At 66.7% G+C, this 22,892-nt stretch carries 30 protein-coding genes and 1 pseudogene; 17 read left to right on the top strand and 14 right to left on the bottom strand.

Annotated features, from left to right (window positions below; genetic code table 11):
* The 4 genes from OG205_RS10135 to OG205_RS10120 all read left to right on the top strand — a co-directional run bounded on the left by OG205_RS10135 (position 1) and on the right by OG205_RS10120 (position 3,217).
* Positions 1-930, top strand: coding sequence for a WXG100 family type VII secretion target (locus OG205_RS10135; protein ID WP_330275937.1), 930 nt, complete (start codon positions 1-3; stop codon positions 928-930).
* Positions 927-1,178 carry a hypothetical protein gene (locus tag OG205_RS10130; RefSeq protein ID WP_330275936.1) on the top strand — a complete coding sequence of 84 codons (252 nt, stop codon included), beginning with the start codon at positions 927-929 and terminating at the stop codon, positions 1,176-1,178. The genes OG205_RS10135 and OG205_RS10130 overlap by 4 nt, the downstream gene beginning before the upstream one ends.
* 193 nt (positions 1,179-1,371) lie before the next feature.
* Positions 1,372-2,442: an integrase core domain-containing protein gene (locus OG205_RS10125; RefSeq protein WP_330275935.1), complete on the top strand. Its 1,071-nt coding sequence runs from the start codon at positions 1,372-1,374 to the stop codon at positions 2,440-2,442.
* 43 nt (positions 2,443-2,485) lie between these two features.
* Positions 2,486-3,217, top strand: a complete 732-nt coding sequence (locus tag OG205_RS10120; RefSeq protein ID WP_330275934.1) for a hypothetical protein — start codon at positions 2,486-2,488, stop codon at positions 3,215-3,217.
* Positions 3,218-3,265: 48 nt separating this feature from the next.
* Here the strand turns inward: OG205_RS10120 and OG205_RS10115 are convergent, their stop codons facing one another.
* Together OG205_RS10115 and OG205_RS46745 are read right to left on the bottom strand one after the other, a co-directional pair.
* Positions 3,266-3,676 carry a hypothetical protein gene (locus OG205_RS10115; RefSeq protein ID WP_330275933.1) on the bottom strand — a complete coding sequence of 137 codons (411 nt, stop codon included), beginning with the start codon at positions 3,674-3,676 and terminating at the stop codon, positions 3,266-3,268.
* Between the two features lie 26 nt (positions 3,677-3,702).
* Positions 3,703-4,152, bottom strand: a pseudogene (locus OG205_RS46745) (FAD-dependent monooxygenase); the annotation flags it as partial.
* Between the two features lie 104 nt (positions 4,153-4,256).
* On the opposite strand from OG205_RS46745, the gene OG205_RS10110 reads away from it, so the two are divergent.
* Entirely contained in the window at positions 4,257-4,673 is a 417-nt protein-coding gene (locus tag OG205_RS10110; RefSeq protein WP_330275932.1) for an SPW repeat domain-containing protein, read from the top strand.
* Between the two features lie 6 nt (positions 4,674-4,679).
* Here the strand turns inward: OG205_RS10110 and OG205_RS10105 are convergent, their stop codons facing one another.
* The 4 genes from OG205_RS10105 to OG205_RS10090 all read right to left on the bottom strand — a co-directional run bounded on the left by OG205_RS10105 (position 4,680) and on the right by OG205_RS10090 (position 7,953).
* On the bottom strand, positions 4,680-5,162 hold the full coding sequence (locus OG205_RS10105) for a MarR family winged helix-turn-helix transcriptional regulator (RefSeq protein ID WP_330275931.1): 483 nt from the start codon (positions 5,160-5,162) through the stop codon (positions 4,680-4,682).
* A 32-nt stretch (positions 5,163-5,194) separates the two neighbouring features.
* On the bottom strand, positions 5,195-5,644 hold the full coding sequence (locus OG205_RS10100; RefSeq protein WP_330275930.1) for an SRPBCC family protein: 450 nt from the start codon (positions 5,642-5,644) through the stop codon (positions 5,195-5,197).
* Positions 5,645-5,905: 261 nt separating this feature from the next.
* Entirely contained in the window at positions 5,906-7,270 is a 1,365-nt protein-coding gene (locus OG205_RS10095) for a sensor histidine kinase (protein WP_330275929.1), read from the bottom strand.
* Positions 7,270-7,953, bottom strand: a complete 684-nt coding sequence (locus tag OG205_RS10090; RefSeq protein WP_330275928.1) for a response regulator transcription factor — start codon at positions 7,951-7,953, stop codon at positions 7,270-7,272. The genes OG205_RS10095 and OG205_RS10090 overlap by 1 nt, the downstream gene beginning before the upstream one ends.
* A gap of 546 nt (positions 7,954-8,499) precedes the next feature.
* On the opposite strand from OG205_RS10090, the gene OG205_RS10085 reads away from it, so the two are divergent.
* The gene (locus tag OG205_RS10085; protein ID WP_330275927.1) at positions 8,500-9,294 is read left to right on the top strand and encodes a DUF4142 domain-containing protein; all 795 of its coding nucleotides are present in this window, start codon (positions 8,500-8,502) and stop codon (positions 9,292-9,294) included.
* Positions 9,295-9,463: 169 nt separating this feature from the next.
* Positions 9,464-10,078, top strand: a complete 615-nt coding sequence (locus tag OG205_RS10080; protein WP_330275926.1) for an NAD(P)-binding protein — start codon at positions 9,464-9,466, stop codon at positions 10,076-10,078.
* A 23-nt stretch (positions 10,079-10,101) separates the two neighbouring features.
* Here the strand turns inward: OG205_RS10080 and OG205_RS10075 are convergent, their stop codons facing one another.
* Together OG205_RS10075 and OG205_RS10070 are read right to left on the bottom strand one after the other, a co-directional pair.
* Positions 10,102-10,386, bottom strand: a complete 285-nt coding sequence (locus OG205_RS10075) for a DUF202 domain-containing protein (protein ID WP_330275925.1) — start codon at positions 10,384-10,386, stop codon at positions 10,102-10,104.
* On the bottom strand, positions 10,383-10,721 hold the full coding sequence (locus tag OG205_RS10070) for a YidH family protein (RefSeq protein ID WP_330275924.1): 339 nt from the start codon (positions 10,719-10,721) through the stop codon (positions 10,383-10,385). The genes OG205_RS10075 and OG205_RS10070 overlap by 4 nt, the downstream gene beginning before the upstream one ends.
* Before the next feature lie 113 nt (positions 10,722-10,834).
* Between OG205_RS10070 and OG205_RS10065 the strand changes: the two genes are divergently transcribed.
* From OG205_RS10065 to OG205_RS10055, 3 genes are all read left to right on the top strand, one after another.
* Positions 10,835-11,014 carry a hypothetical protein gene (locus OG205_RS10065; protein WP_330275923.1) on the top strand — a complete coding sequence of 60 codons (180 nt, stop codon included), beginning with the start codon at positions 10,835-10,837 and terminating at the stop codon, positions 11,012-11,014.
* A gap of 201 nt (positions 11,015-11,215) precedes the next feature.
* The gene (locus tag OG205_RS10060; protein ID WP_330275922.1) at positions 11,216-11,836 is read left to right on the top strand and encodes an NAD(P)-binding protein; all 621 of its coding nucleotides are present in this window, start codon (positions 11,216-11,218) and stop codon (positions 11,834-11,836) included.
* Positions 11,837-11,924: 88 nt separating this feature from the next.
* On the top strand, positions 11,925-12,263 hold the full coding sequence (locus OG205_RS10055; protein WP_330275921.1) for a DUF1330 domain-containing protein: 339 nt from the start codon (positions 11,925-11,927) through the stop codon (positions 12,261-12,263).
* Positions 12,264-12,655: 392 nt separating this feature from the next.
* On the opposite strand, the gene OG205_RS10050 is transcribed toward OG205_RS10055, so the two are convergent.
* Positions 12,656-14,485, bottom strand: a complete 1,830-nt coding sequence (locus tag OG205_RS10050) for a DUF1996 domain-containing protein (protein WP_330275920.1) — start codon at positions 14,483-14,485, stop codon at positions 12,656-12,658.
* 236 nt (positions 14,486-14,721) lie between these two features.
* Here OG205_RS10050 and OG205_RS10045 point away from each other — a divergent pair, with 236 nt between their 5' ends.
* Genes OG205_RS10045 through OG205_RS10035 form a run of 3 tightly spaced genes read left to right on the top strand, consistent with a single transcriptional unit; the run spans position 14,722 to position 17,260 of the window.
* Positions 14,722-15,579: an SAM-dependent methyltransferase gene (locus OG205_RS10045; protein WP_330275919.1), complete on the top strand. Its 858-nt coding sequence runs from the start codon at positions 14,722-14,724 to the stop codon at positions 15,577-15,579.
* A complete protein-coding gene (locus tag OG205_RS10040) occupies positions 15,576-16,484 on the top strand; it encodes an ABC transporter ATP-binding protein (protein WP_330275918.1) in 909 nt (302 codons plus the stop codon). The genes OG205_RS10045 and OG205_RS10040 overlap by 4 nt, the downstream gene beginning before the upstream one ends.
* Positions 16,481-17,260, top strand: coding sequence for an ABC transporter permease (locus OG205_RS10035; protein WP_330275917.1), 780 nt, complete (start codon positions 16,481-16,483; stop codon positions 17,258-17,260). Before OG205_RS10040 ends, OG205_RS10035 begins: the two co-directional genes overlap by 4 nt.
* On the opposite strand, the gene OG205_RS10030 is transcribed toward OG205_RS10035, so the two are convergent.
* The 3 genes from OG205_RS10030 to OG205_RS10020 are packed head-to-tail and all read right to left on the bottom strand — an operon-like array spanning position 17,248 to position 19,563.
* Positions 17,248-17,730, bottom strand: a complete 483-nt coding sequence (locus OG205_RS10030) for a DUF6653 family protein (RefSeq protein ID WP_330275916.1) — start codon at positions 17,728-17,730, stop codon at positions 17,248-17,250. The genes OG205_RS10035 and OG205_RS10030 overlap by 13 nt on opposite strands.
* Entirely contained in the window at positions 17,717-18,958 is a 1,242-nt protein-coding gene (locus OG205_RS10025; RefSeq protein ID WP_330275915.1) for a glycosyltransferase, read from the bottom strand. Before OG205_RS10025 ends, OG205_RS10030 begins: the two co-directional genes overlap by 14 nt.
* On the bottom strand, positions 18,955-19,563 hold the full coding sequence (locus OG205_RS10020) for a TetR/AcrR family transcriptional regulator (RefSeq protein ID WP_319973812.1): 609 nt from the start codon (positions 19,561-19,563) through the stop codon (positions 18,955-18,957). The genes OG205_RS10025 and OG205_RS10020 overlap by 4 nt, the downstream gene beginning before the upstream one ends.
* Positions 19,564-19,723: 160 nt before the next feature.
* Here OG205_RS10020 and OG205_RS10015 point away from each other — a divergent pair, with 160 nt between their 5' ends.
* From OG205_RS10015 to OG205_RS10000, 4 genes are read left to right on the top strand one after another with little or no spacing between them, the layout of a single operon-like run.
* The gene (locus OG205_RS10015) at positions 19,724-20,932 is read left to right on the top strand and encodes a cation:proton antiporter (RefSeq protein ID WP_319973811.1); all 1,209 of its coding nucleotides are present in this window, start codon (positions 19,724-19,726) and stop codon (positions 20,930-20,932) included.
* Entirely contained in the window at positions 20,929-21,180 is a 252-nt protein-coding gene (locus OG205_RS10010) for a hypothetical protein (RefSeq protein WP_330275914.1), read from the top strand. Before OG205_RS10015 ends, OG205_RS10010 begins: the two co-directional genes overlap by 4 nt.
* The gene (locus OG205_RS10005) at positions 21,170-21,634 is read left to right on the top strand and encodes a hypothetical protein (protein WP_330275913.1); all 465 of its coding nucleotides are present in this window, start codon (positions 21,170-21,172) and stop codon (positions 21,632-21,634) included. Before OG205_RS10010 ends, OG205_RS10005 begins: the two co-directional genes overlap by 11 nt.
* Positions 21,601-22,086, top strand: coding sequence for a hypothetical protein (locus OG205_RS10000; protein WP_330275912.1), 486 nt, complete (start codon positions 21,601-21,603; stop codon positions 22,084-22,086). Before OG205_RS10005 ends, OG205_RS10000 begins: the two co-directional genes overlap by 34 nt.
* A gap of 19 nt (positions 22,087-22,105) precedes the next feature.
* Here the strand turns inward: OG205_RS10000 and OG205_RS09995 are convergent, their stop codons facing one another.
* Together OG205_RS09995 and OG205_RS09990 are read right to left on the bottom strand one after the other, a co-directional pair.
* A complete protein-coding gene (locus OG205_RS09995; protein ID WP_319973808.1) occupies positions 22,106-22,501 on the bottom strand; it encodes a DUF5313 domain-containing protein in 396 nt (131 codons plus the stop codon).
* Positions 22,498-22,890, bottom strand: a complete 393-nt coding sequence (locus OG205_RS09990) for a response regulator (RefSeq protein ID WP_319973807.1) — start codon at positions 22,888-22,890, stop codon at positions 22,498-22,500. The genes OG205_RS09995 and OG205_RS09990 overlap by 4 nt, the downstream gene beginning before the upstream one ends.
* Between the last annotated feature and the right edge of the window lie 2 nt (positions 22,891-22,892).

Here is a 22,892-nt window from a genome sequence, read left to right as displayed (position 1 = left end):
ATGGACATCGCGAAGCCAGATGCCGTCGACGAGATGAAGCGAGTGCTGCTCGACACCGCAGGCACGGGGGACAGCTCCGACGAGATCGGGAAGCCACTCGACCGCGGTGTCGAGACGTTGCTGCCGGGCTACGACGAAAAGCTGGAGCTCGACCTGCAGCCGAAGCCCGGCGAGAAGCGAGCCGAGATCTCAGGCGTGGGGTGGGGCAAGGTCGAACGCGAGGGAGCCCGGCTGTCGGGCCTGGCCGCGGGCCTCGCCGATATCGCGCGCTGCGTGAAGGACGGGGCCGCGAAGATCGAGGACGCCTGGGACGGCGAGGCTGCCGAAGCCTTCCAGGGGCGTGTCACGCAACTCCTGATCGCGCTGACGGCGTACAGCTCCTCCCTCCAGAATGCGGGCAAGGCGGTCGAGGAGACGATGCGCAAGACCCGCGAGCTCTACGGCGGAAACGGCTACCGTGAGTTCTCACAAGGGCTCTTGGCGTTCGAGGGCGTGCCGAAGCCGCACGAGATCCACCGCCTCGACGGGGAGAAGATCGACCACATCCCGTTGTGCGGCATTGCCTGCCACGGCGAGGAACCGGGGCAGGGCGAGGCCTACGACATGCCGATCGGCTGGGACCCGAGCGTGAACGGGCGCAGGACCGTGGCAAGGGCGTACGCCTCCAACCACATCGCCACCGAGAAGTGGTACCGCTGGTACGGCTGGGAGTGGACCGAGGGCGTCGACCACAAGCAGGACATCAACACCGTGCTGCGCGAATCGCAGAACCAGGTCAGTGGGATCCCGACGCTCATCGGCTTCTGGTACCAAGGTACCGACTCCGTGAAGCGGACGATGTCGGAGAACTACCAGGCGATGCTCGAATTGCTGAGCAAGCACTCCGAGGCACAGACGTTCCGCAAGCTGAAGCAGGACATGGGCGCATGATCGACGACGCCGACCTGCTCCGCTTCCGAGCCCACATCGCCGACACGACCCAGCACGGCACGCGGTCCTTCGCGGCACTGCGGGACCACGCCGCAGTGCTGTCCGGCCAGGCGCGAGCAGCCGAGGTCCGCGGCGAACAGCTCAGGGCACAACGACCCTCCGTTGGCCCGGCACCGAAGACACCGCCGGCCCGGCGCCCGGCAACCGACGATGATGGCTACGACGTCCGGCTCGAAGACAGCTGGTGAAGGCGGCCGAGCCTTGGAGCCATATAACCGGCGCGCTGCCGGACGTCTCGGTGCGATGCGCGTCTGGGGAGGCGCTGAGCGGTTATAGGTAGATCGTGAGTACCTTGCAGGCCTTGTGGGGTGTCAGAACTCTGCCGCCACGCGCTAAGCCGCGGTGATCAGGTTCTGTCGTCCTGCGGGCATGATCGTGGGCGTGGCGCTGCGACTGGTGTACTTCATCGTTGTTCGGCTCGGTGGCTGGCTGGGGCTGCTCGGCCGGTCCTCGGCGGTCAAGGACGTTGAGTTGCTGGTGTTACGACACGAAGTCGCGGTGTTGCGTCGAGGTCAGCGGCGTCCGCGGTTGGATTGGGCTGATCGTGCAGTTCTGGCCGCGTTGGTGCGGCAGCTACCGAGGTGGCTGCGACAGCACCGGTTGGTGTCTCCAGGCACGGTGTTGCGGTGGCATCGGCGCTTGGTTGCGAAGAAGTGGACCTACCCGAACCGGACTGGTCGACCGCAGGTTGATGAGACCGTCGTGGCGTTGATCGAGCGTATGGCGCGGGAGAACACGGGCTGGGGTTACCGCCGTATCCAAGGTGAACTGCTCAAGCTCGGCCATCGGACGGCCGCGTCGACTGTTCGTCGTGTGCTGAAGCGGCTTCGGATTCCGCCCTCGCCGACTCGGGATACCGACATGTCGTGGCGGCGGTTTCTGCGCGTGCAGGCGGCGAGCATGCTGGCGTGCGACTTCTTCCACGTCGACTGCGTCGTCACGTTGAAACGGGTGTACGTGTTCTTCGTGATGGAGGTCGGCACCCGCTACGTTCACATACTCGGGACCACCACCAACCCTGACGGTCTGTGGACCACGCAGCAAGCTCGCAACTTCCTCATGGCGCTGGACGACCGGGCCAACGAGTTTCGATTTCTGGTCCGTGACCGGGCCGGTCAGTTCACGGCGTCGTTCGACTCGGTTCTCGCTGACGCCGGTATCGACGTCGTGAAGATCCCACCGCGGTGTCCACAAGCCAACTGTTACGCGGAACGGTTCGTCGGCACAGTCAGACGAGAGCTCACCGACCGGCTGCTCGTCATCAACGAGCGTCACCTCAACTCAGTGCTGAACCGCTATGCGTCCCACTACAACCACCGGCGACCACACCGAGCGCGACACCACACTCCACCACGACCCGATCACCCGGCCGGAGACCCAGGCTGTAGATCTGTACGTCGTCGGCGAGTGCTCGGCGGCTTGATCAACGAGTACGAACCTGCAGCGGCTTGATCCGCAGGTCAGGTCGCTGAGCCATGTTTTGGCACCCCACACGTTGTTCGACGACTTGTTGCATAGGGTCTTCGCTGAACCGCTGACCGAGCACCTCCCACACCGGGTTCTTCCACTGTCCGTTGATCCGCCGCGTGAGCTGAACATCCTGCTGGACGAGGAGTACAGCCAGATTGCGGCGCTCTTGCAGCCTGGGCGGCGAGCGGGACATGACGCCCGTGCACGGATTCGCACGCTTCTGGCGATGGAGTCCCACGTCGACCCCGAGGCTCGGGTGTCCAAGAAGGACGTCGAACGCGTCGCACGGGGTATGAGGGACGGGGAGAGCAGGAGCAGGGTGTTCCCAAGACTCGACGAGATCGCGACGGCGATCGAAGGGGCCGGGGTCACGCTGAAGGTCCACTTCACTAAGAACCAATGGGCCGCTGTTCGCTATGTGTCCGATGAGGACGTTCCTGCGGCGGCGGTGCGCGAGGTCGATCTTCAGCGCACCTTTCACAGATCGGCTTCTGAGCTGGCTCATGCCCTCGGGCTCACGATGCCCAGGGCGCGCGCGTTGAAGGATCATCTGGGGATCGACGACGATCCGGCTTGCAAGAACGACTTCGTCTTCATGTCGCAGCGGCACACCTGCTACTCGGACAAGGCGTTCGCGCGCATGCGGGCGGCGATCCAAGAGCTCGACATGGAGGCGATCTGGAACGCTCACAAGTCGTCCGGCCACACGGCTGTCAGACCTCCTTGCCCGCTGGACGGTTGTAGCAGGGCAGCGTGACGAGGTGGTCGGTTCGCACCGGCCCAGGTCTGGTTCGGCACGCGATCATCAGAGGTTCAGGGCACGCCAGAAGACGTGGCCGTCGAGGCGCATGAGCACAACTCCGTGGTCGTCTATACCGTGAAGGACTAGCAGGTCCGGGTCGGCCGTGACGTACACGGTGATCGGCATCCTGGTCGCGCGCAGGTAGGTGAGGTTGTGTCGTGCCGCGGTGCCTGAGATCAGCAGGAACCCGTCGCCGACGTGGTTGAGGACCGACTTGTTCTGGTCGAGGGCGCTGTGTGGTGCGCGGTGGCCGGGACGCGCGCTCGGTACGTACTCGGTCACCGGATGGGTGTCCGGTGGTGGTGTCCGGTCCGTGACGACCGCGGCCGAGTTGTAGTGGTGGCCCAGGACCAGGCCTTCGCTGGGGCGGGCCCGTGGTTGAGCGCCGGAGTGGTGGGCCACGGTGGCTTCCAACAATCGAAGGTGGCTTTCTCGACGGTCGCGACCGCTACCGAGCGGCGTTCGGCTTCGTAGGTTGCCAGGAGGGTGGCGCTTACCCAGCCGTGGTGCACGGCGACGAGCTTCCAGGCCAGGTTATCGTCATCAGCGATGCCGCAGTTGAGCCCCAAACCGCCGCAGGGCGTGGTCACGTGGGCGGCGTCGCCGACCAGGAAGACCCGGCCGTCCTGGAACCGGTCCGCGACCCGCGCCGAGGCCCGCCACACCTGCCTGCTCAGCAGCCAGATCGGGAGGTTGGGTAGTCCTGTGGCGGTCTGGATGAGGAAGAGGTGAAGCCACCGGTCACCCGCACGCAGGAGTTCGGCCGGCGCTTCACCCAGTGGATGGCACCCTCGTCGCGGTGGCGCATCATGCTGCGCGACTGGATGTTCCGGCTTGTAGACCGTCCGGTGGGCGGCAGCACGGATCCTCGCCTCCGCGCTGCCGCCCACCGGCAACGTGCTCGATCGTCCGCGACCAGGCCACGCCCCGCTCTGGGTTGCTGGAACCGGTCGCTCCGCCGCCGACGGCGGACGTTGCGAGCTCCCTACGATGTTTGAACTTGGCCGGTACTTCGCTTGTCGAGGGCAAAGATCGTTGTGTGCGTGAAGAAAGACGTCGGCAAGCGGAAGCCAGAGCAGGAACCCTGACGTTCCTCGCGGGTGTGTGGCTGATCGCCGCTCCTCCGCTGCTCGATTTCCAGGCCTCACAACACCTTTTCCGGCCGTACTGGATCCCGCTGGGTCTGGCCGTGGTGATCATGCTGGCAGGAATGCTGCGTGCTCTGGCGATTTTGGACGTTCCTGGGTTGCGCACCGTGAACATCGGTCTCGCTGGGACGCTCGTCGTGGCGGCGTTCGCGGTGCGTGCCGACGTCAGCTCGGTGGTCCAGATCAACCAGGTGGTGGTCGGAGCCGCCGTTGCGCTGGTGTCGCTGGTGGTCGCCGTCGATGGGGGGAGGTGGCTGGGTTGACTCCGGTCAGATCCAGCCGAGATCAGCGGTGGTCACCGTGGGCTCGCCGCCTGCTTCGGTGAAGGCGGTCAGCGCATCGACGAGTCCTCGGCGTTCATCCTCGGGCATCCTCGCGACGATCTTCCCGATCGCCGCACGACGTCGTCGGGTCACGCCGCGCACGACCCTGCGGCCCTCGTTGGTCAGTTCGGTCACGATCTCACGGCGCGTTGCCGGGTTGGGCTGGCGTGCGACCATCCCGGTCGTCACGAGGCGTTCGACCATGCGGGTCACGGTGGACGGGTTGACGTCCAGCAGTTCGGCCAACGAGCTGAGCTTCATCGCTCCCCGGCTGTCCAGGACGACTAGCATCCGGAACTGCGGCAGGGTGAGGGTCTCCTCGAAGGCCGCGAGCGAGCGCGCGGACACGGCGACCAGCAGGCGCGAGGCTGTGAGCACGGCGTCGGTGAGCGCGTCGACGTCGTTCGCGCCGACCTTGGACCGGGTCATGCGACTGTTGTACCGCAACTTCGGTGCTGTGATCACAGCACCGGTTGGTGCACTGCCTGTTTTGTACGGCATTCGTCAGCTACGACGGTTTCGAGGGCGTCGAGCGCTGATTCGACCCAGGTGTCGACCGCGCTCCGTGACGCTCCGGGCGGGCCGGTCAGGCGCACGGAGACCGCGCTACGGCCTGCGGTCAGCCGGAGGACCTGGAGGGTGCCGTTGCAGCTCGTCGTGGTTTCGCTGCCCCAGGTGATGCGCAACCGTTCCCAGTCGATGGTGACCTGCCGCTCGACGTCGACATCAGCGTGCAGGCCCGGCAACCACAGGCGGATGAGGTTGGGGCCGGACAACTCGACCTCGATGGAGTCGGGTAGCCAGGTGGTCATGTTGTCGAGATCGGACAAGACGTCGAAAACTGCGTCCGCGTTGGCGGGCATGGAACGGCTTCGGCTCAAAACGGAGTCCTTCCGGCGGATTCCGTCCATCCTGTCCGACTTCTCGGCCGCTGCGTCTGACGAGTGGCTAACGATCGCCTGTCGCGCCGGGTGACGGAGTGAGCGCTGTCGAGGCGGCGGGCGTGCTCGGGGTGGTTGAAGTGGTCGTCGGCGTCGAATGGCGCCGCTGCGTCACCACCGGCGTAGGCGCCTCTTTGTGCGTGGTCGTGGTGCTCAGCGGTTCCGGCTCATCCTGTGTGGACACTCCACACGCGGCGGTCGAAAGGCATACAGCGGCCACCAAGAAGATTCTCATGCGAGGGCCTCCGGAAGCTTCACGACGAATCGCGCTCCACCGCCAGGGCGGTCCTCGACCCACACCTTGCCGTGATGGCGGCGGACGTGTTCGGCGACGAGCGCCAGACCGAGACCGCTGCCGGTGTCGGCACCCCGGCTGCCCGCCCGGGCACCACGGGTGAAGCGTTCGAACACCTGGCTCCTCATGTCACGAGGTACGCCGGGTCCCGCATCATCGACCTCGAGCCGGACGCTGCCGTCCTGGTGGAGCACGGTCAGCCGGACGGCGCCTCCGGCGTGCTGTTCGGCGTTTTCGATGAGGTTGCCGATGACACGGTCGAGCCTGCGCCGGTCGCCGAGCACCAGTGGCGTTGGTGGCTCGACGACGATCTCAACCTCCTGGCCCAGCCGCAGACCTGCGGCGCCGTGTACGAGGGCACCGACGTCGAGCGGCTCGAAGTCCGCCTTGTCGCCGTCCTGGTCGGCGCGGCTGATCTCCATCAGGTCGACCACCATGCGGGCGAACCTGTCTACCTCGGACGTGAGCAACCCGAGTGCCTTGCCGGCCGTGCCGGGCAACTCCGCCTGCCGCCGCCGGAGCACCGCGGCGGCGTTGACCATTGTTGTGAGGGGCGAGCGGAGTTCGTGGCTGACGTCGCCCGCGAACCGGGCATCGCGCAGCACGCGTTGCTCCAACGCGTCGGCGGTCGTGTTGAACGTACTGGCCAGCGGACCGAGGTCGGGGTCGCGCTGGCTGGGTAGTCGTGCTTTCAGATCGCCGCCGGCGATGCGTGACGCGGCAGCGGTCAGTTCGGTCAAGGGTCTCAGCGCGCGTCTGCTGGCCCAGGAACCCAGTCCCACGCCGATCATGCCGCTGAGCACTATTCCGGCGATCAGCAGGCCGCTGAGGAAGCGGAAGGTGCGGTCGAGTTGGACGAGCTGGAAGAGTTCGACGTAAACGCCCTGCCCGTCGGCCAGTGACTGGGCCACCGCGATCACCGGGATGCCGTCGGCACGGAGGCGTTGCCTGGCGGGCGTGCCGTCGCGTGCCATCACGATCAGGTCAGGAGGAACGACGGCGGGGTCGACCTGTCGTCCGCTCGTCAGCACCTCGTTCCCGTGGAAGAGCATGATCGTCGAGTCCGGATTTGTGGTGAGTCCGGTCAGCAGTTCGGTCAGCCCGTCGGAGTTGGTGCGAACCGCCTCCTCGACCAGGCGCAGGTTGACCTCCGCCTGACGGGTCGTGGCCTGCACGCGCTGCCGGAGCATGTAATCCGACGCGAGGTTCCACGTCGCGATGGCCAGCAGGCTGGTGACGAGCACGGAACCGAGACCGAGCGCGGCGGCCACCCGCCAGCGCAGGGAGAGGCGGGGCACCATCACCTCGGTGGGCCGATCTTGTAACCGGAACCGCGCACCGTCAGCACGAACACCGGATCTTCGGCGTTGTGCTCGACCTTCGTGCGCAGTCTGCGGATGTGCACGTCGAGCAACCGGGTGTCGCCGTAGTAGTCGTACCCCCACACCCGTTGCAACAGCTGTTCCCTGGTGACGATGCGCCCGCCGCCCCCGGCCAGTTCGGCGAGGAGGCGGAATTCGGTGCGTGTCAACCGGATCTCCTCACCGCCGCGTTTGACGACGCCTTCGTCCGGCCAGATCTCCAGGTCCTCGATGCGGTAGGACAGGTTCTCCCTCGTGCCGCCACGACGCCGCAACAGCGCTCGGATGCGTGCGGCCAGCTCGCTCGCCACCAGGGGCTTGGTCACGTAGTCGTCCGCGCCCGCTTCCAGCCCGGCGATGACGTCGGGCGTGTCGGTGCGCGCCGTCACGATGATGATCGGCAGATCGCCCTGGGCACGCAGTCTCCTGCAGACCTGCAGACCGTCCACTCCGGGCAGCATGAGGTCGAGCAGGACGACGTCGAAGGAACTGTTGTCGAGCCGGCTCAACGCGTCTTCGCCCGAGACGGCCTCGTCCACGGAGAAGCCCTCGTCCGCGAGGGCCAGACCGAGTGCCTGGCGGATGCGCTCGTCGTCGTCCACGAGCAGCACGGAGAAATCCATGTCCCGCTTTTCTTCGTAGGTTTCTGGTGCTGCTTCTACCACGTTGTCATGGTGACCGCATCGCGGCTGGGATGTATGCCTTCGAAAGGACTTCGTAAGGTTGCACAATGCACGCGTCAGGCATGCTTGTCGCCGCGGGGGATCGCCCGTAGTGGGCGCGTGCCCGCGCGCTTCCGGGGAAGGTCAGACGTCAGCCGACGAGAGACGGCCGGCGTCTGTCTCGGGATGATGAGAGGCCCTACCAGTCGTGACAGGCATGCCCACCACCGACGAAGGCATGACAGGGACAATCCTGGTGTGCGACGGGTGCGGGCGGTCGCGCCGCACCAGCGCCACAGGTCTGTTCGCGTGGGACTTGCTGTGGCTGCAGGCCGATCAGGCGGGGTGGACGGGCTCGGACAGGCCGCTGGGGCCTCACTACTGCACGATCTGCGTCGATAACGAGTAGATAACGTTTGCACAGTGCAATAATCTTGCCGGTCCGTTTCGTCCGTATCCCTTCGTGTCGGTACACACGATCGCCGCTCTACGCGGAGGGAGATCCACGTGCTCACACGTCTCGCCCAGGTGGTGACGGCGCTCGCGATCCTTTGTTCGCTCGCGGTTCCGCAGGCGTCCGCCCAACCCGAATTCGGGCCGGAGTACACGCAGACCCAGTTCGGCCCGATGGGACCCGCGGGCAGGGACATGCTCGTCAAGGTTCGACTGGCCGGATTGTGGGAGGGGCCCGCCGGCCGACTGGGACTGGAGAAGTCCGCCAACCCGCTCATCAAGGAGGCGGGCCGGCATCTGATCGGCGGCCACGCCGAGCTGGACGCCAAGGTTCTCGAGCTCGGACGCACGCTGAACGTTCCGCTGCCCAGCGAGTCCAACGCCGACCAGAAGGGCTGGATCGCGGAGATGACCAACGCCCCGGCCGGCAGTGCCGAGTTCGACCGGGTCTTCGCCAACCGCCTCCGCGCGGCACACGGTGGTGTCTACAAGTTCCTCGCGGTTGTTCGTACCGGCACCCGCAACACGTTGATCCGGGACTTCGCCAAGCGCTGCATGGAAGTGGTGCTCGACCACATCCAAGTTCTCGAAGCGAGCGGCATGGTCGATTTCAACGACACGGAAGCTATCCCCCTCGCCGCGCTCGCCGCCGCACCGGTCAGCCCCGCGCCCGTTCCCACCGTTCCCCAGGCGGTGCCCACCGTGCCCAGGACCCAGAACATCGCTCAGGAGAACGAAAGTGGCGGCTCCGACGCGATCCTCGGTGTCCTCGTGATGGTGGCCGTCGTAGGCGGGATCTACCTGTGGACAGGTGGACGTCCGCGCCGCTCGCGCTCGTCGCGACAATGAGTTCACATCGCAAGCGCCTCGCAAGGTTGCACAGTGCGGGTCTCCATCAGAATGGCGGGGCGGACGCCACCGATCGGGGCGGGCGTCCGCGCCAGGCCACCTCGGGGAGATCCGGGTGCCGGTCGGCAGGATCGGCCGGCACCCGCCCGCGCAAGATGGGGAACGTCGGATGCGCTCACATGCCGTGCTCATCGGCTACAGCGCTCGCGGCCGTGTCGTTCTGAGCACTCTGTTCGCCGGAGGTCACGCGACGGACTTCACCATCGTCGACGCCGACCCTGAACGCGTCGTGCAGGCCGGAGTGGACGGTGTGCGCGCCGTGACGGGTGAAGGCTGGCGTCTGGACGTGTTGTGGTCGGCAGGCGTGCACACGTCGGACCACGTCGTCGTCGCCGTGACCGACGACGCTTTGGCTTTGCGCATCACCTCGGTCGTGCGCAGCCTGAACGAGGCCGCCACGATCACCACCCTGGTCCACAGCACACAACTGCAGGAGCTCATCGAGTACCTCGGCGCCGATCACGTCCTGGTCGCGGACCGGGTCGGCGAGTGGGCGCTGGAGATGGACAGCATCGTGTGCGATCAGTTGTCGGAGCTGGAGTGGTCCGTGCTGGAGCGTCCGGTCATGCAGGACGAGGTCGGCAGCTCGCCGTTGGAGTGTGGCAACGACGTGCTGGCCGTTGTGCGGGACGGTCAGCGGATCTGGATCGAGAATCCTGAGGTCGGAGAGTTGCGATGCGACGACAAACTGGTCGTGCTGAGCAGCGGACCCGTCGATGACTGACAACTCTCCAACGTCTGCGGAACTCAGTGTCCCAACACGAGCGGCAGCGCAGAGACGCACGCGAGGCTCACCAGAGCGCTGATCATGAGCAGCCCGCGCGATTGCTTCACGCTCGACTGACTATGACGGCTGAGCATGACGAGAGATGCGGATACGGCCGCCGTGCACATCGCAGGAACGATCGCCGAACTCCAGCCGTGCCGCGCCGCCGTGTTCAGCAGGAGCAGTGAGCAGGCTGCGGCGGCCAGTGCGGTGCGGTTCCACGCCAGCGCGGTGCGTTCTGGTTGCAGACCGGTGTCGCGACTCATCCAACGACCACCAGCACCGCCGCGAACAACGCCATCAACATCACTCCGGCCGCGAGAGCGACGATCATCGAGTTGCGTGGCAGGGGAGCCCCAGCGCGCATCGCTTGCTGAACGCGCCGCCACCGGGGAAAGCTGACCACTGCGACGACGAAGGCCAGCCCGACGCATCCCAGTGCAAGGCCGGTCGTGGCGCCGGGTATCGCGAACGGGGGCACGAACTGCCGGACCGCCACGCCCGCGGCGAGCAGACCCAGCGCTGTGCGGATCCAGGCGAGAAACGTGCGCTCGTTGGCCAACGAGAACCGGTAGTCGGGTTCCTGCTCGAGTGGTTCCATCGCCGTTAAGCCTCCTCGTGCGAGAGGGTACTTCGTTGCCGAGGAGCAGCAGTTGCGGTGCTGCGTGTCGGCCCGCCTGAATGTCCTTGTAGGACGTTTGCCAGGCTGTGGTGATGCGCCGATTCCTCTTCGACTCCAGCGGTGTCCTCCGTCCAGCGGTTCTGGCCGGATTGTTCGTGGTCGTGCCTGTAGCGGTACTGGCGTTGGCCTCCTGGGGCGGATGGGCGGGATTGGCCATGATCGCCGCGATCTTCGCCGTAGGTCTGGTCCTCATTGTCCGCAGCGACCGTTGATCTACGCACAGCGGTCGGTCCAGTTTGCGATCGGCTGCCGTGCCCGCGCTCGCTGCGACATACGCGATCTCATCGAAAGGACCTCGCAAGGTTGCACAGTGCAGGTTTCCGCCACAATAGGGAGGCGGACGCGAACCGGTCGTGGTGAGCGTCCGCGCCAAACTGCTCCGGGAGCACGGCTTGTCCGCCATGGGAGATTTGGTGAGTTCGCGAACCGTGCTCATCGGTTACAGCGTCCGCGGTCGAGCCGTCGTCGCGGCTCTGCGTGCAAACGGCCACGCGAACGGCTTCACGGTGGCCGACTCGGATCCCGTGCGGGCCGAGCAGGCTGTGCTGGAAGGCGTGCCGGCGGTGGTCGGACCCTGCTGGCGTCTACGCACCTTGTGGTTGGCCGGCGCACACACAGCCGATCACGTCGTTGTCGCGGTTCCGGACGACGAGACGGCCGTGCGGATCACGTCCGCCGTGCGTTCGCTCAACGAGACAGCCACGATCATCACCGTCGTCCGCAGCTCTGAAGTTCGCGAGCTGGTCGAACATGCGGGCGCCGATCACGTTGTGGACATCCGTCAGGTCTACGAGTGGGCACCCGGCGCGGTGCCGCCACAGGACGGCGGCGGTGAGTCTCCTGATCTCGAGTGGACCTTGACCGAACGCGCGGTGACGCAGGACGAGGTCGGTCGTTCGCCACTCGTCTGCGGGCATCAGGTGCTCGCCGTGATGCGGCACGGTCAGCGAATCTGGGTAGAGGATTCGAAGGTGGGGGTGCTGCGTGATGACGACAGGCTGCTCGTCGTGAGTAGCAGGTCTGTCACCACGTGAGGTCGCAGTGACGGGTGGATCGACCGATGCGGGCGGCGGCGCGGCACGGCATGCTGTGCTCATGGCCGTTGATCCACGTGGTGCTGACTTGAAGCGACTGCTGGCCGAAGACCCGGGTGGGCCGGTGGTGATGCTGAACCTGCTGCGGTTCACCGAAGGCGGTGCCGAGTCCTACCAGGAGTATGCGCGTCAGCTGCGGGAGACGTTCCTGCCCCGCTACGGCGGCGAGATCCTCTACGCCGGAACCGGCTCCACCGTGCTGGTGGCCGAGGAAGGGCAGAACTGGGACGCGGTGATCATCGTGCGCTACCCGGACCGGACCGCGTTCAGTCGCATGGTGGCCGACCCCGACTACCAGGAAGTGACGCGGTTGCGCACGGAGGCGTTGACCGAGGCGGTGCTCCAGGCCACCACCCCCTGGAGCTGATCCGACTCTGTCCGCGAAGGCGGTCGTCAGGCGGTGCAGACATGACCGTGATCTTCGGTCCAAGAAGGTGACCTCAACTGGTGTCGAACGCGTGCACGTGATCAGGCAGAGCGACTCCGCGATGCTGCCCAAGGTGTGATGTGACAGGCCGAGTTCCAGGTGGTCCGCACCGGCGGTGCAGACGGGCGAGGTGCGCTGGAGCCAGTTGTCCGCCTCGTCCCACTGTTCCCGCGTGAAGCCAACTCGTCGAGCAGGTAACAAACTGCGGCGGCAGCAGAGCGGTCACCGATGTTCTCCCGCATCACCAGAGACTCCCGGAGACGCTCCTCAGCTTGCGCGAAGTCGCCGCGGTACAGAGCGACTTCGCGCAAGCGCCTGCAACGTGCTGGCGGTCAGCCGCAGCGCCGTCCTTCGTTGACGCACTTCACGATCTGAGCCATGGTCTGGTCGGAGTTGACGTTGGCGAAGTCGTTGTGGTCGGAGAACGGGTTGTGGTTCTCCTCGGGGAACGCGTCGAGCTGGTACTGGCCCTTCTCCTGCACGTCGCGCGAGATGTCGTAGGTGATGCTGATCCGCAGCTGCGGGATCGCCTTGAAGCCCTTGGGGCACGCGCCGGTCCGCTTGTCCGCGAACGCGACGTGGTCGCGGTGATTGGCGCTGTCGGCGTTCTTGCCGTCCCAGCAACCGGCGAAGTCGTGCATGCGCATGACCTTGCTGCCGTTCGGGCAGATCACGTACTTGTCCGACAGCCGGTCCTCGAACCCGCTGCAGGTCCACGTGGCGCGGGCGTTGGCGGGGCCGCGGCTGGTCGGCTTCGCGTCACCGACGATCATCTTCAGGAACTTCGGCATGGCGGCGACCTTGCTGGTCGCGTTGCCGCGGTACTCGATCTTCACCTGGGCCGGCCGCACGATCTTGCCGACGTTGCCGACGAGTTCCAGGTTCGGCCCGGCGGGAACAGCCAGGGCCGCGTCACCGCCGCCGTTGTTGTTGCCGCCGCCGTTGTTGCTGCCCGCGTTGTCGTTGCTGAGCTTGCAGGGCGCCAGGCCCTCCAGGCCCTGCGGCTTCTGGGCGTTGCGGCCGATCGCGATGGCCATCCGGTCGATCGTGGCGACCCGCTTGTCCTTCAGCGGCCCCAGAATGGCGTTGTTGATGAAGTTCGGGCCGCCCTGGCCCTTGGTGGTCACGATCCGCTGGTTGGCCTCCGCGATCTGCTTGTCCAGCAGCGCGAGGTTGCGGTCCACCTCGGCGATCGCCTGGTCCGGCACGGCACCCAGCGCGCCGCGCACCGAAGGGCACTTCACGGTCGGGGTCGCGTCGTCACCAGAGCCGCCCGGCTGGCCGGCGAACTTGCGCGGGGCCTGGCCGTGATCGCCGTGCTCACCGTGTCCCTCGGAGCCGCCCGGCTGGCCGCTGAACTTGCGCGGGGCCTGGCCGTTGCCACCGTGTCCGGCGCCGAAGAACAGCTCGCAGTCGGCGAGCGAGGTCAGGTTCGGCTTGGGGGCGTTGCGGCCGATCGAGATCGCCATGCGGTCCAGAGTGGCCACTCGCTTGTCGCGCAGCGGGCCGAGGATCGCGTTGTTCACGAAGTTCGGGTCATTGGGGTTCTCGTTGCGCGCCACCCGGTCGTTGGCTTCCTTGAGCTGCTTGTCCAGCAGCTCGAGGTTGCGGTCCACCTCGCCGCTCGCCTGCTGCGGCACGGCGGGTAGACGGTCCTTGACCGACGGGCAGGCGATGTGGGGTGCGCCCGCCTCCTTGACCTTGTCCGGGCTGGAGCCGGACGAGTTCACGTTGGCCTTCGGGTTGATTCGCACGACCGGCCAGAAGTAGGACGACTTGTCGCCGTTCTTGCAGGTGGTCTCCGAGTCCTCGAGGCTCTCGTCGGTCGACTCGGCGCTGATCGACAGGTTGCCGACGAAGTCGTGGACGTGCTGGGCACCGTGGGGCAGCCCCGGCTGGGCCACCGGGTTGTCGGCGCTGAACTTGCCCTTCTCGTTCGTGCCGCAGTCGACCGTGAACACACCGCTGGTGCCGCCCTGCTGCACCTTCGGGTTGACGACGTTGGAGGCGACTTTCTCGATGGGCACGAACGCGCCTAGTGGCGCCGGGTCGCCGTTCCTGGCGGCCAGTGCCGCGGTGGCGGTGCCTGCTGCCACCACGGCCACCGCCGACAACGTGGCGATCAGGCGGAACTTCCGCCTGTCGGTTACGCGGTGTGTCATACGTCCTCCTCGTAGGCGCCGTGTCTGACGGGGCATACGCAGGCGGAGGCGTCGTCGACTGGACGCGAGCCGCGACGTCAGCACTCCGTAAGAACCTTCGTTCGCGCAGACGGTGGAGGACTGAGTCCTGCTGGCGAGGTTCCCGATTTCGGTGGCCGCCAGGCTGTACAGTGCTCACAGGTGAGCCGGGAAGCCTGGTCGGCGTCGTTCAACGACGTCTAGGTGCAGGAGCTTCCATGGACACGGCAGTCGCAGGCACGGCAATCGGCCCGATGGTCATCGCCGCAGCGGACCAGTACGACGCTCATCCGGTCGTCCGAGACGATTTGGCAGCACGCATTCTTCCTGCTTCCGGGCGTCTGGTCGCGGCTGCGGCTCGCTGGCGCCCGGTGCGGAGCGCACTCATCGCGGCGACGGAGAAGAAAATCCCAGGCCTGTGGGCCAGCATGTTGTGCCGCAAGCGGTACATCGACGACCGTCTCGCTGCCACCGATGCCGACGCGGTGGTCGTCCTGGGCGCCGGGTTCGACACACGCGGGTGCCGGCTCCGTCACGAGCGAGTGTTCGAGGTCGACCTTCCGGCCAACATCGAGAGCAAGCGCGGCCGGTTGCGTGCGATCTTCGGTGAGGTGCCGCCGAACCTCAGCCTCGTTCCGATCGACTTCGAAAGTCAGCACCTCGACGAGGTGCTTGCCGAGCACGGCTACGACGCCGAACTGCGGACGCTCTTCATCTGGGAAGCGGTCACCCAGTACCTCACCGAAGAGGCAGTACGTGCGACGTTTGGGTTCCTCGTCCATGCGCCTGCAGGCAGCGAGCTGGTGTTCACGTTCGTGCGCAAGGACTTCCTCGACGGCACCGCGCTGTTCGGCGGCGAGGCCGCCTACCGCGAGTTCGTCGTGAAGCGCCGTGTGTGGAAGTTCGGGCTTCTTCCCGAGGAAGTCGCAGGGTTTCTCGCGCCCTACGGGTGGGCCGAGGTCGAACAGCTGGGTCCACCTGAGTTCACCGAGCGATACATCACACCGTCAGGGCGTTCGTTGCCTGTGTCGGAGATCGAGCGCACGGTGCGGTGCGTCAAGGTCGCAGACCAGTGACGCCGGTGATCGACGCTCGTGGCCTGACCAAGCGCTACGGCGATCTCGCGGCAGTGGACGACGTCTCCTTGCACATCAACGCAGGCGAGATCTACGCGTTGCTCGGGCTCAACGGGGCGGGCAAGACGACGACGATCCGCATGCTGCTCGGCATGGTGCGACCTACCGGCGGATCCGTTGCAGTGCTGGGATCGCAGGTGCGGCCGGGCGCGCACGCCGCGTGGTCGCGCGTGGGTTATCTGGTGGAGACGCCGGCGGCGTATCCGGAGCTCACGGTCAAGGAGAACCTCGCCGTGGCGGCCCGCCTGCGCGCACTGCGCGGGCACCATCACGTCGACGAGGTCGTGGAGCGCTTGAGGTTGACCGCGTACGCCGACCAGCGGGCGGGAACGTTGTCGCTGGGCAACGCACAACGGCTCGGCCTGGCCAAAGCCCTGCTGCACCGGCCGGAACTGCTGATCCTCGACGAGCCCGCGAACGGCCTCGACCCGGCCGGTGTCGCCGAGATCCGCGACCTGCTGCACGAGTTGAGCCAGGAGCACGGCGTGAGCGTGGTGCTGTCCAGCCACATCCTCACCGAGGTCGCGCGCCTGGCAACCCGCATCGGCGTCATCCACCGCGGCCGGCTCGTCCGCGAACTCGACGCGAGCGAACTCGACGCGCACGCGCGCCGACGGCTGAGCGTCTCGGCACGGGACCGAGCCGCTGCCGAACGAGCGCTGGTCGCGGCGGGTTTCAGTCCGATAAGGACGGAACGGGACGGCCTGACCCTGACCGACGGCCGCGCGCTCGAGCAGCCTGACATGGTCGCCACCATGCTGGTGCAGGCGGGTTGCCCGCCGACCCGGCTCGTCGTGGAACAGGACGATCTCGAGACGTTCTTCCTGCGGGTGGTGGAGTCGTGATCAACGTACTGGCGACCGAGATCCTCAAGGCCCGCCGATCCCGCGTCCCGTGGATCACCGCACTCGCGTTCACCGTCGCCGCGGCGGTGGGCGGGCTGTTCATGTTCATCCTGCAGGACCAGGACCGGGCTCGTTCACTCGGGCTGATCGGCACCAAGGCCGCGCTGGTCGGCCGGGATGCGGACTGGCCGACGTACCTGGGCTTCCTGGCGCAGACGACGGCCGTCGGCGGGATGCTGGTGTTCGGCATGGTGTCGGTGTGGTTGTTCGGCCGGGAGTTCAGCCAGAACACCGTGAAGGATCTGCTGGCTCTGCCGAGTGCGCGGACCACGATCGTGTTGGCGAAGTTCGTCGTGGCGGGCGCGTGGTGCCTTGCCCTGACCGTGCAATTGGTGGTGTTCGGTCTGGTGATCGGCATGGTGCTCGGCCTGCCGGGATGGTCTGCGGACCTCGTGATGTCCAGCGTGGCGACGATCGCTGTGACCGCGGTGATGACGGTGCTGCTCACGACGCCGGTCGCTCTCGCGTCCAGTGCCGGCCGCGGCTATCTGCCTGGTGTCGGGGTGTTGATGGCCGCGATCTTCAGCGCGCAGGTCGTTGCCGCCCTTGGTTATGGCCAGTACTTCCCCTGGTCGGTACCGGCGTTGTTCAGCGGGCTGGCCGGACCGGACGCCGGATCGCCAGGCTGGCTCGGCGTGGCCCTAGTGGTTCTCGTCGGAGCGGCGGGAGTGGTCGCGACGGCGCTGTGGTGGCGCAACGCCGATCAGGACCGGTGAGCCTGATGGCGCTCCCACAGCCAGCCGAAGCGGTCGATCCGCCACAGCTGTGCCACCACGACCAGTGTCGTGCCGAAGATCGTCGGCCACACCGAGAGTGCGACCAGACCCCACACGATCAGGCCGAAGCCGACGATGCCCAGCGTGACCAGCAGGCGCAGGACCTGTCGATGATCCGGTGGCACGAGGTCGCGGTCCTCCAGCCAGGCGCGTTCGCCGTAGATGCCGCGTGCGGCCCAGCTGCGTGGTTCACGCACTGGGGGAAATGCCCTCGGGTTGACGAAGAGCCAGACGATGACGGCCGCGACGGGTACGAGGCTCCACCAGCCGATCCAGGTGCGGCTCCAGATCGCCAGCAGCATCAGGGGAATCGCGGCGAACCGCGTCCACACACTCCACGGGTTGGCGTGCCTCTGCCATGCCTCGTCGGTCATGCGAAACGTCTTGGCGACGCGATCAGCCACGTCCATTGTGGATCCTCTCCAGCTCGTACACGGCGGCGTCGACGCCGTTCTCGGCTCGTATCTGCCCTCCGACCTCTTCCGCGCGCTTTCGCAGTGCCGGGGCTTGCGTGATCGCGTCGGCCAGCGTGTCGACGGCGAGTTTCTTGTACGGCACGGGTTCTGGTGCGACACCGACCGCGTGCATCCGCTGAGCCCAGTGCGGTTGATCCGCGACGAACGGGCACACGACCTGCGGCACGCCCGCTACGAGTGCTGCTGCGGTTGTGCCTCCGCCGCCGTGATGCACCACCGCGCGCATCTGGCTGAACAACCAGTCGTGCGGCACCTGGTCGATCACCAGGAGATCGTCCGACGAGCGCGCAGCGAGTCCGCCCCATCCGGTGGCGACGATCGCGCGCACTCCGGCCGCTCTCGCGGCCTCGGCGACGATGTCACCGGTGCGTTGAGCGTCGCGTCCCGCCATGCTGCCGAACCCGATGTAGACCGGTGCCTGGCCAGTGTTCAGAAAGGCTTGCAAGGCCGCGTCCGGCGACCAGCTCGCTTCCCTTGGCAGGTACCAGAAACCGGTGGTGTGCACCGAGCGCGGCCACTCGGGATCGACCGGCGTGACGAGAGCGCTGAACGCCTGCAGAACGTGCGCCTGACGGGGGCCCTGACCGCGTGGCAGACCGAGGTCGTTGGTACGCCACGTGTTGACGATGCCGGAGTAGGCACGCAGGGTCGCCGACACGGTCAGGTAGGTCGCCCGATTGAGGAACCGGGGCAGCCGGGGGAGCGGCACCATCGGGCACGGGAACTCCGACGTCGGCACCCAACCGGGTTGCAGCGCGGCGAGGACCGCGGGAACGCCGAGCATCTCGGCCGCGTGTTGTGCGGGCACGCTCGGCGTGTGAACCACGATGTCAGCACTACTGGATCGCGCGACCGCGCCGACATCGCGCAGCACGTCGGCCATCAACGGCTTGATGCGCTTGATGGTCGACAGAGCGGTGATCTTGCCGCGGATGCCGCGATACCCGCCCTCGATCGCCTCCGTCATCAGCGGATCTTCGAGCAACCTGTTGGGGCCGTTGTCCAAGGGCGCGAAGTCGACGTCCTGCGTCAGCACGCTGGAAGCGAACGATTCCGGTGCGGCCAGCAGCGCCTTGTGACCCGCCTTCTTGAGCGCCACCGCCAACGCGAGCAGCGGCTGTACGTCTCCGCGTGTGCCATGGGCGACCAGTAAGACCTTCACGGCCGCGTCCTCTCATTGATGTCGGTGAACGCCTTCAGCCAGCGGTCATCGGCGAACAGGCCGTGAGTCAACATCTCCAGACCGGCACGGGCTCCGCGCACCGCCGTGGCGGTCTCGGCGGGGTCGCCGCCCAGCAGACGACCCACCTGGTCGCCGAGCACCAGGGGTGCCAGCAACCACGACACGTAGGTGACCGCCCGTGCCCTGGCGTCTGCTGAAGCACGCACCCAGCCTTCCTCTTCGCCGGTCGCGAGCCACGCCTCGGTGCGTTCGACGATCTCGGCGAACAGAGCACCGGCCGCGGGCGTGTCGTCGAGCAACGCCCTCGCCAAGTAACGCCGAACCGGTGTTGCCGCCTGCAGAATCTCGTCCAAGGCCTCGACAGACGCCTCGCCGCCGCTGCGGATCGAGTCGAGGACGTAGTCGTCGCACGCCTGCCGCAGTCCTTCCTTGGAACCGAAGTGATGCACGACCAGCGCCGGTGAGACCCCGGCGTCCGCAGCCACCGCGCGGACCGAGGTGCCGGCAATGCCGTCGGTGCCGAACCGGGCCAGCGCCGCGTCGCGGATGCGAGCCCGCGCAGTCAGGTCAGAGGCTGAACGCATGTTCAAAACACTAAACACATGTTCAGTTCTTGTCGAGACCTTTCGGTTTGCTTTGAGCGGACCTTTGCGGCATCTTTGCGCGCGGTGCGCCGGGAAGTCTGGTCGGCAATGCCCATCACGAGACCGTGGTGGGTGTGGCTGACGTGGACGGGGTTCGTCGATGGCGCTGGTGCTCGCATTCGGTCTGGTCCTGCTGATCAGCGTCTCGCTGTCCGGTCTCGCCGCTCGCACGATCCTGTCGACCGCGTTGATGTTTCTAGTCGCCGGAGCGTTGATCGGGCAGGGTGGTCTCGGGCTCGTCGACATTCCGTCCAACAGCGCGTTCGTCACCGTTCTGGCTGATCTCGCACTGTTCACGGTTCTGTTCACCGACGGCCAGCGAGCGGGCCTGCCCGACCTGAAACAGGGGTGGCGGCTCTCGGGCAGGGCGCTGGGCCTGGCCATGCCGCTGACCATGGTCGGCATCGCCGTGCCGACGCACTTCCTCACCGGCCTGGACTGGACGACCTCGTTCCTGATCGGCGCGATCCTCTCGCCGACCGACCCGGTGTTCGCCTCCGCCATCGTCGGCCGCACCGACGTGCCGATGCGGTTGCGGCGCCTGCTCAACGTCGAGTCCGGGCTCAACGACGGTCTGGCCCTGCCGTTCGTGCTGATCTTCCTGGCCACCGCGGCTAATAGGGACACCGACTTCCTCACCATCGGCATCGAACTGGCCGCAGGACTCGCACTGGGCGTCGTGATCCCCGCGATCGTGGTGCTGGCGTGGCGGTTGCGGATCTTCACCGCCGAACCGCGGCTGCAGGCGCTCGGCCCTTTGGCGATCGCGGTGATGCTGTACGCGACCTGCCACCTCACCCACGCCAACCCCTACCTCGCAGCGTTCGCCGCTGGATCGACCATTGCGACGCTGGACCGTGTCGCGGCAGAACACTTCGAGCACTTCGGCGACCTGCTCTCCGAGATCACCAAGTTCGCCGCCCTGCTCGTCTTCGGCGCACTGATCACGCCCGAGCGCATCTCGCACCTGAGCGTGGGGGACTGGGCGGTCGCGATCATCGCGATCCTGCTCGTACGTCCGGCGGCGATGATGCTGTCGCTGCTGCGCACGCCGCTGCCCGCACGCGAACGGTCCGTGGCCGCGTGGTTCGGCCCCAAGGGTTTCGCGTCCGTGGTCTACGGGCTCCTCGTGCTGCAAGCAGGGATACCCGCCGGCGAGCACGTGTTCGACCTGGTCGCGATCACCATCGCATTGTCGATCGTCCTGCACTCGTCGACGGACGTGCCCGTGGCGAAGGCGTTGAGCGTCGAGCCACCGGACGGACTACCCACAGGGCAGCCTGAGAGGCCTGTTCGGGAGCAACCGTGATGGAGTCGCTGAACCCGACACTGATCTGGGCAGCGCTCGTGCTGCTGTCCTTCGCAGCGATCCCGCGCCGCTACTGGTACGTGCAGCTGCCTGCGGCCCTCGGTTGGGTGCTGGTGTGGTTCGACGGCGAGTTCACCGGCCATTGGACGGACTCGCTCGGACTTGCCGTGACCGGCGTCAGCATGTTGTGGCTGTGGTTCGTCAAACCACCTAAGGACACCAAGCAGCGAGATCGCAGTGAGTCTTGACGAAGCCGCAGAAGCGGCTCTGCGCGAACGCTGGTCACGCAGTCAGCGGCACATCACCGTGTTCTCCGTCGTCCTGCCGGCGCTGCAGTTGTTGCTGTGCACGATGATCGTTGTGACGGCCGGAGACGGAAGCATCTGGCCGACGGTGATTTCGTTGGCGCCCGTGGCCATCGCAGCGGTGGTGCTGCGCCTGTGGCTCCGGCACCAGGCACCTCTTGATCCTCAGCTGTGGCGGCCCGCGGCGTTCCTCGCGGTGGGAGTGCAACTGCTGTTCGTCGCGGTTCCCGCCTACGACATCGCCACGAGCCGGACCTCCGACGCACTGACAGGACCGGCCATCCTGTTCTTCCTCAGCTGGGCGGTCGCGGTCGCGACATGCGTGTCCGCTCACCGAGCCAGCCGCGCACTACTCACACCCTTGTGGCCGAGCTGGGATCGGCAGACCTGCGTCTGACACTCCCAGTGCGCGCCGCGGCCACCGGACCCGAACTCGTCTCGGCACGGATCGTCGTCGAGCGCGACCGTGTCGAGTGGACAGTTCGGCTGCACGTGCGCCGCAGCGACAGTCCCCGGATCGATGTGTCGGTTCCGTTCCGGGAACTCCTGCAGGTCACACCGGTGACCCCGCCCGTGGTTCCCGACGAGTTCGACCGTCGGCGGAGTTCGCTCAGGGTGTCCGCGATCGAAGCGTTCGCCAAGCAGCGGCGTGACGCCGGCCGCGTCGGCGATCGGAAGATCGCTGAGGAACTCATGGACGAGTTCGTCCGCAAGCACTTCATCCAGCCTGACCTGGACTCGAACGACATGTCGTACCTGGGTCCGCGACTCAGCCTCGTGACGGTGTTCAGCCGGGGTGGCCAGCAACAGCCGTCACGCGCGGACGGCGCAGCGTCGCCCAAGCAGTAGAGGTACTTCACCTGTTGGTTCAGGAGTTGCCGCGGTAAAGCCGTTCGTAGGCGGCTTTGGCGCGCGCGTCAGTCTCAGCATGTTTGGCTCGGCGGGTCTGCTCGCCGAGGCCGCGCGGAAAGCCTTGTTTGACGAGGCGTTGCTCGGTGGTGTGCCACATGTAGGTCATCGAGTAGAAGTAGCCGACGAACATGCCGAGCAGGATCGACAGGATTCGGATGTAGAGCGGTCCGGGTAGCAGGAGCAGCAGCAGGATCGGCGACATCTGGACGAAGCCGCGAACGAAGTGCCGTACCGCCCACGTGCGGCAGGTGACGTCGTGCAGCACCCACGGGTTGCATCGTTGTGGCAGTCGTCCGCCGACCGCGTACCACAGCCACTGGGCCGGATTGGGTCTGGTTCCACGCAGTGTCATCGGTCCGCGTTCTCCTCGGCCGCTCGGTGGATGGCCGCGATGATCCTGCGGTTCGGCACGCCCTTGATGACGTACTCGACCACGCCGAGTTCTGCGAGTTCGGACTCGGACGGGGCGTCGATGAAGCCGCACAACGCGACGAGCCTGATGGCCGGCACCCGTTGATGAATGCGGCGGATGGCGTGCAAGCCGTCGCCGGACAGGTGTACGTCCACCACGGCGACGTCCGGCAGGTGCTGTTCCGCCAGCCGGATCGCGTCGTCCGCTGTTCCCGCGACCGCGACGACATCGATGTCGTCGGCGCCCTGGAGAACGTCCCGCAGCGTGTCCCGGAAGAACGGGGAGGCGTCGGCGACGAGAACTCTCAGCTGGTCGGGAGTTCCGGTCACGG

Origin of the sequence: Lentzea sp. NBC_00516 (assembly GCF_036346835.1) — a bacterium.
Lineage (GTDB): Bacteria > Actinomycetota > Actinomycetes > Mycobacteriales > Pseudonocardiaceae > Lentzea > Lentzea sokolovensis.
The sequence above is the reverse complement of the archived record's forward strand: the minus strand, read 5'-3'. Positions and strand labels throughout refer to the sequence as shown.

Coding starts and splice junctions, on each gene's coding strand:
- OG205_RS10135 (WP_330275937.1), top strand. CDS start 1: ATGGACATCGCGAAGCCAGATGCCGTCGACGAGATGAAGCGAGTGCTG.
- OG205_RS10130 (WP_330275936.1), top strand. CDS start 927: ATGATCGACGACGCCGACCTGCTCCGCTTCCGAGCCCACATCGCCGAC.
- OG205_RS10105 (WP_330275931.1), bottom strand. CDS start 5,162: ATGACCCGGTCCAAGGTCGGCGCGAACGACGTCGACGCGCTCACCGAC.
- OG205_RS10100 (WP_330275930.1), bottom strand. CDS start 5,644: ATGGACGGAATCCGCCGGAAGGACTCCGTTTTGAGCCGAAGCCGTTCC.
- OG205_RS10095 (WP_330275929.1), bottom strand. CDS start 7,270: ATGGTGCCCCGCCTCTCCCTGCGCTGGCGGGTGGCCGCCGCGCTCGGT.
- OG205_RS10090 (WP_330275928.1), bottom strand. CDS start 7,953: ATGGATTTCTCCGTGCTGCTCGTGGACGACGACGAGCGCATCCGCCAG.
- OG205_RS10080 (WP_330275926.1), top strand. CDS start 9,464: ATGCGCTCACATGCCGTGCTCATCGGCTACAGCGCTCGCGGCCGTGTC.
- OG205_RS10075 (WP_330275925.1), bottom strand. CDS start 10,386: ATGAGTCGCGACACCGGTCTGCAACCAGAACGCACCGCGCTGGCGTGG.
- OG205_RS10070 (WP_330275924.1), bottom strand. CDS start 10,721: ATGGAACCACTCGAGCAGGAACCCGACTACCGGTTCTCGTTGGCCAAC.
- OG205_RS10065 (WP_330275923.1), top strand. CDS start 10,835: ATGCGCCGATTCCTCTTCGACTCCAGCGGTGTCCTCCGTCCAGCGGTT.
- OG205_RS10050 (WP_330275920.1), bottom strand. CDS start 14,485: ATGACACACCGCGTAACCGACAGGCGGAAGTTCCGCCTGATCGCCACG.
- OG205_RS10045 (WP_330275919.1), top strand. CDS start 14,722: ATGGACACGGCAGTCGCAGGCACGGCAATCGGCCCGATGGTCATCGCC.
- OG205_RS10030 (WP_330275916.1), bottom strand. CDS start 17,730: ATGGACGTGGCTGATCGCGTCGCCAAGACGTTTCGCATGACCGACGAG.
- OG205_RS10020 (WP_319973812.1), bottom strand. CDS start 19,563: ATGCGTTCAGCCTCTGACCTGACTGCGCGGGCTCGCATCCGCGACGCG.
- OG205_RS10015 (WP_319973811.1), top strand. CDS start 19,724: ATGGCGCTGGTGCTCGCATTCGGTCTGGTCCTGCTGATCAGCGTCTCG.
- OG205_RS09995 (WP_319973808.1), bottom strand. CDS start 22,501: ATGACACTGCGTGGAACCAGACCCAATCCGGCCCAGTGGCTGTGGTAC.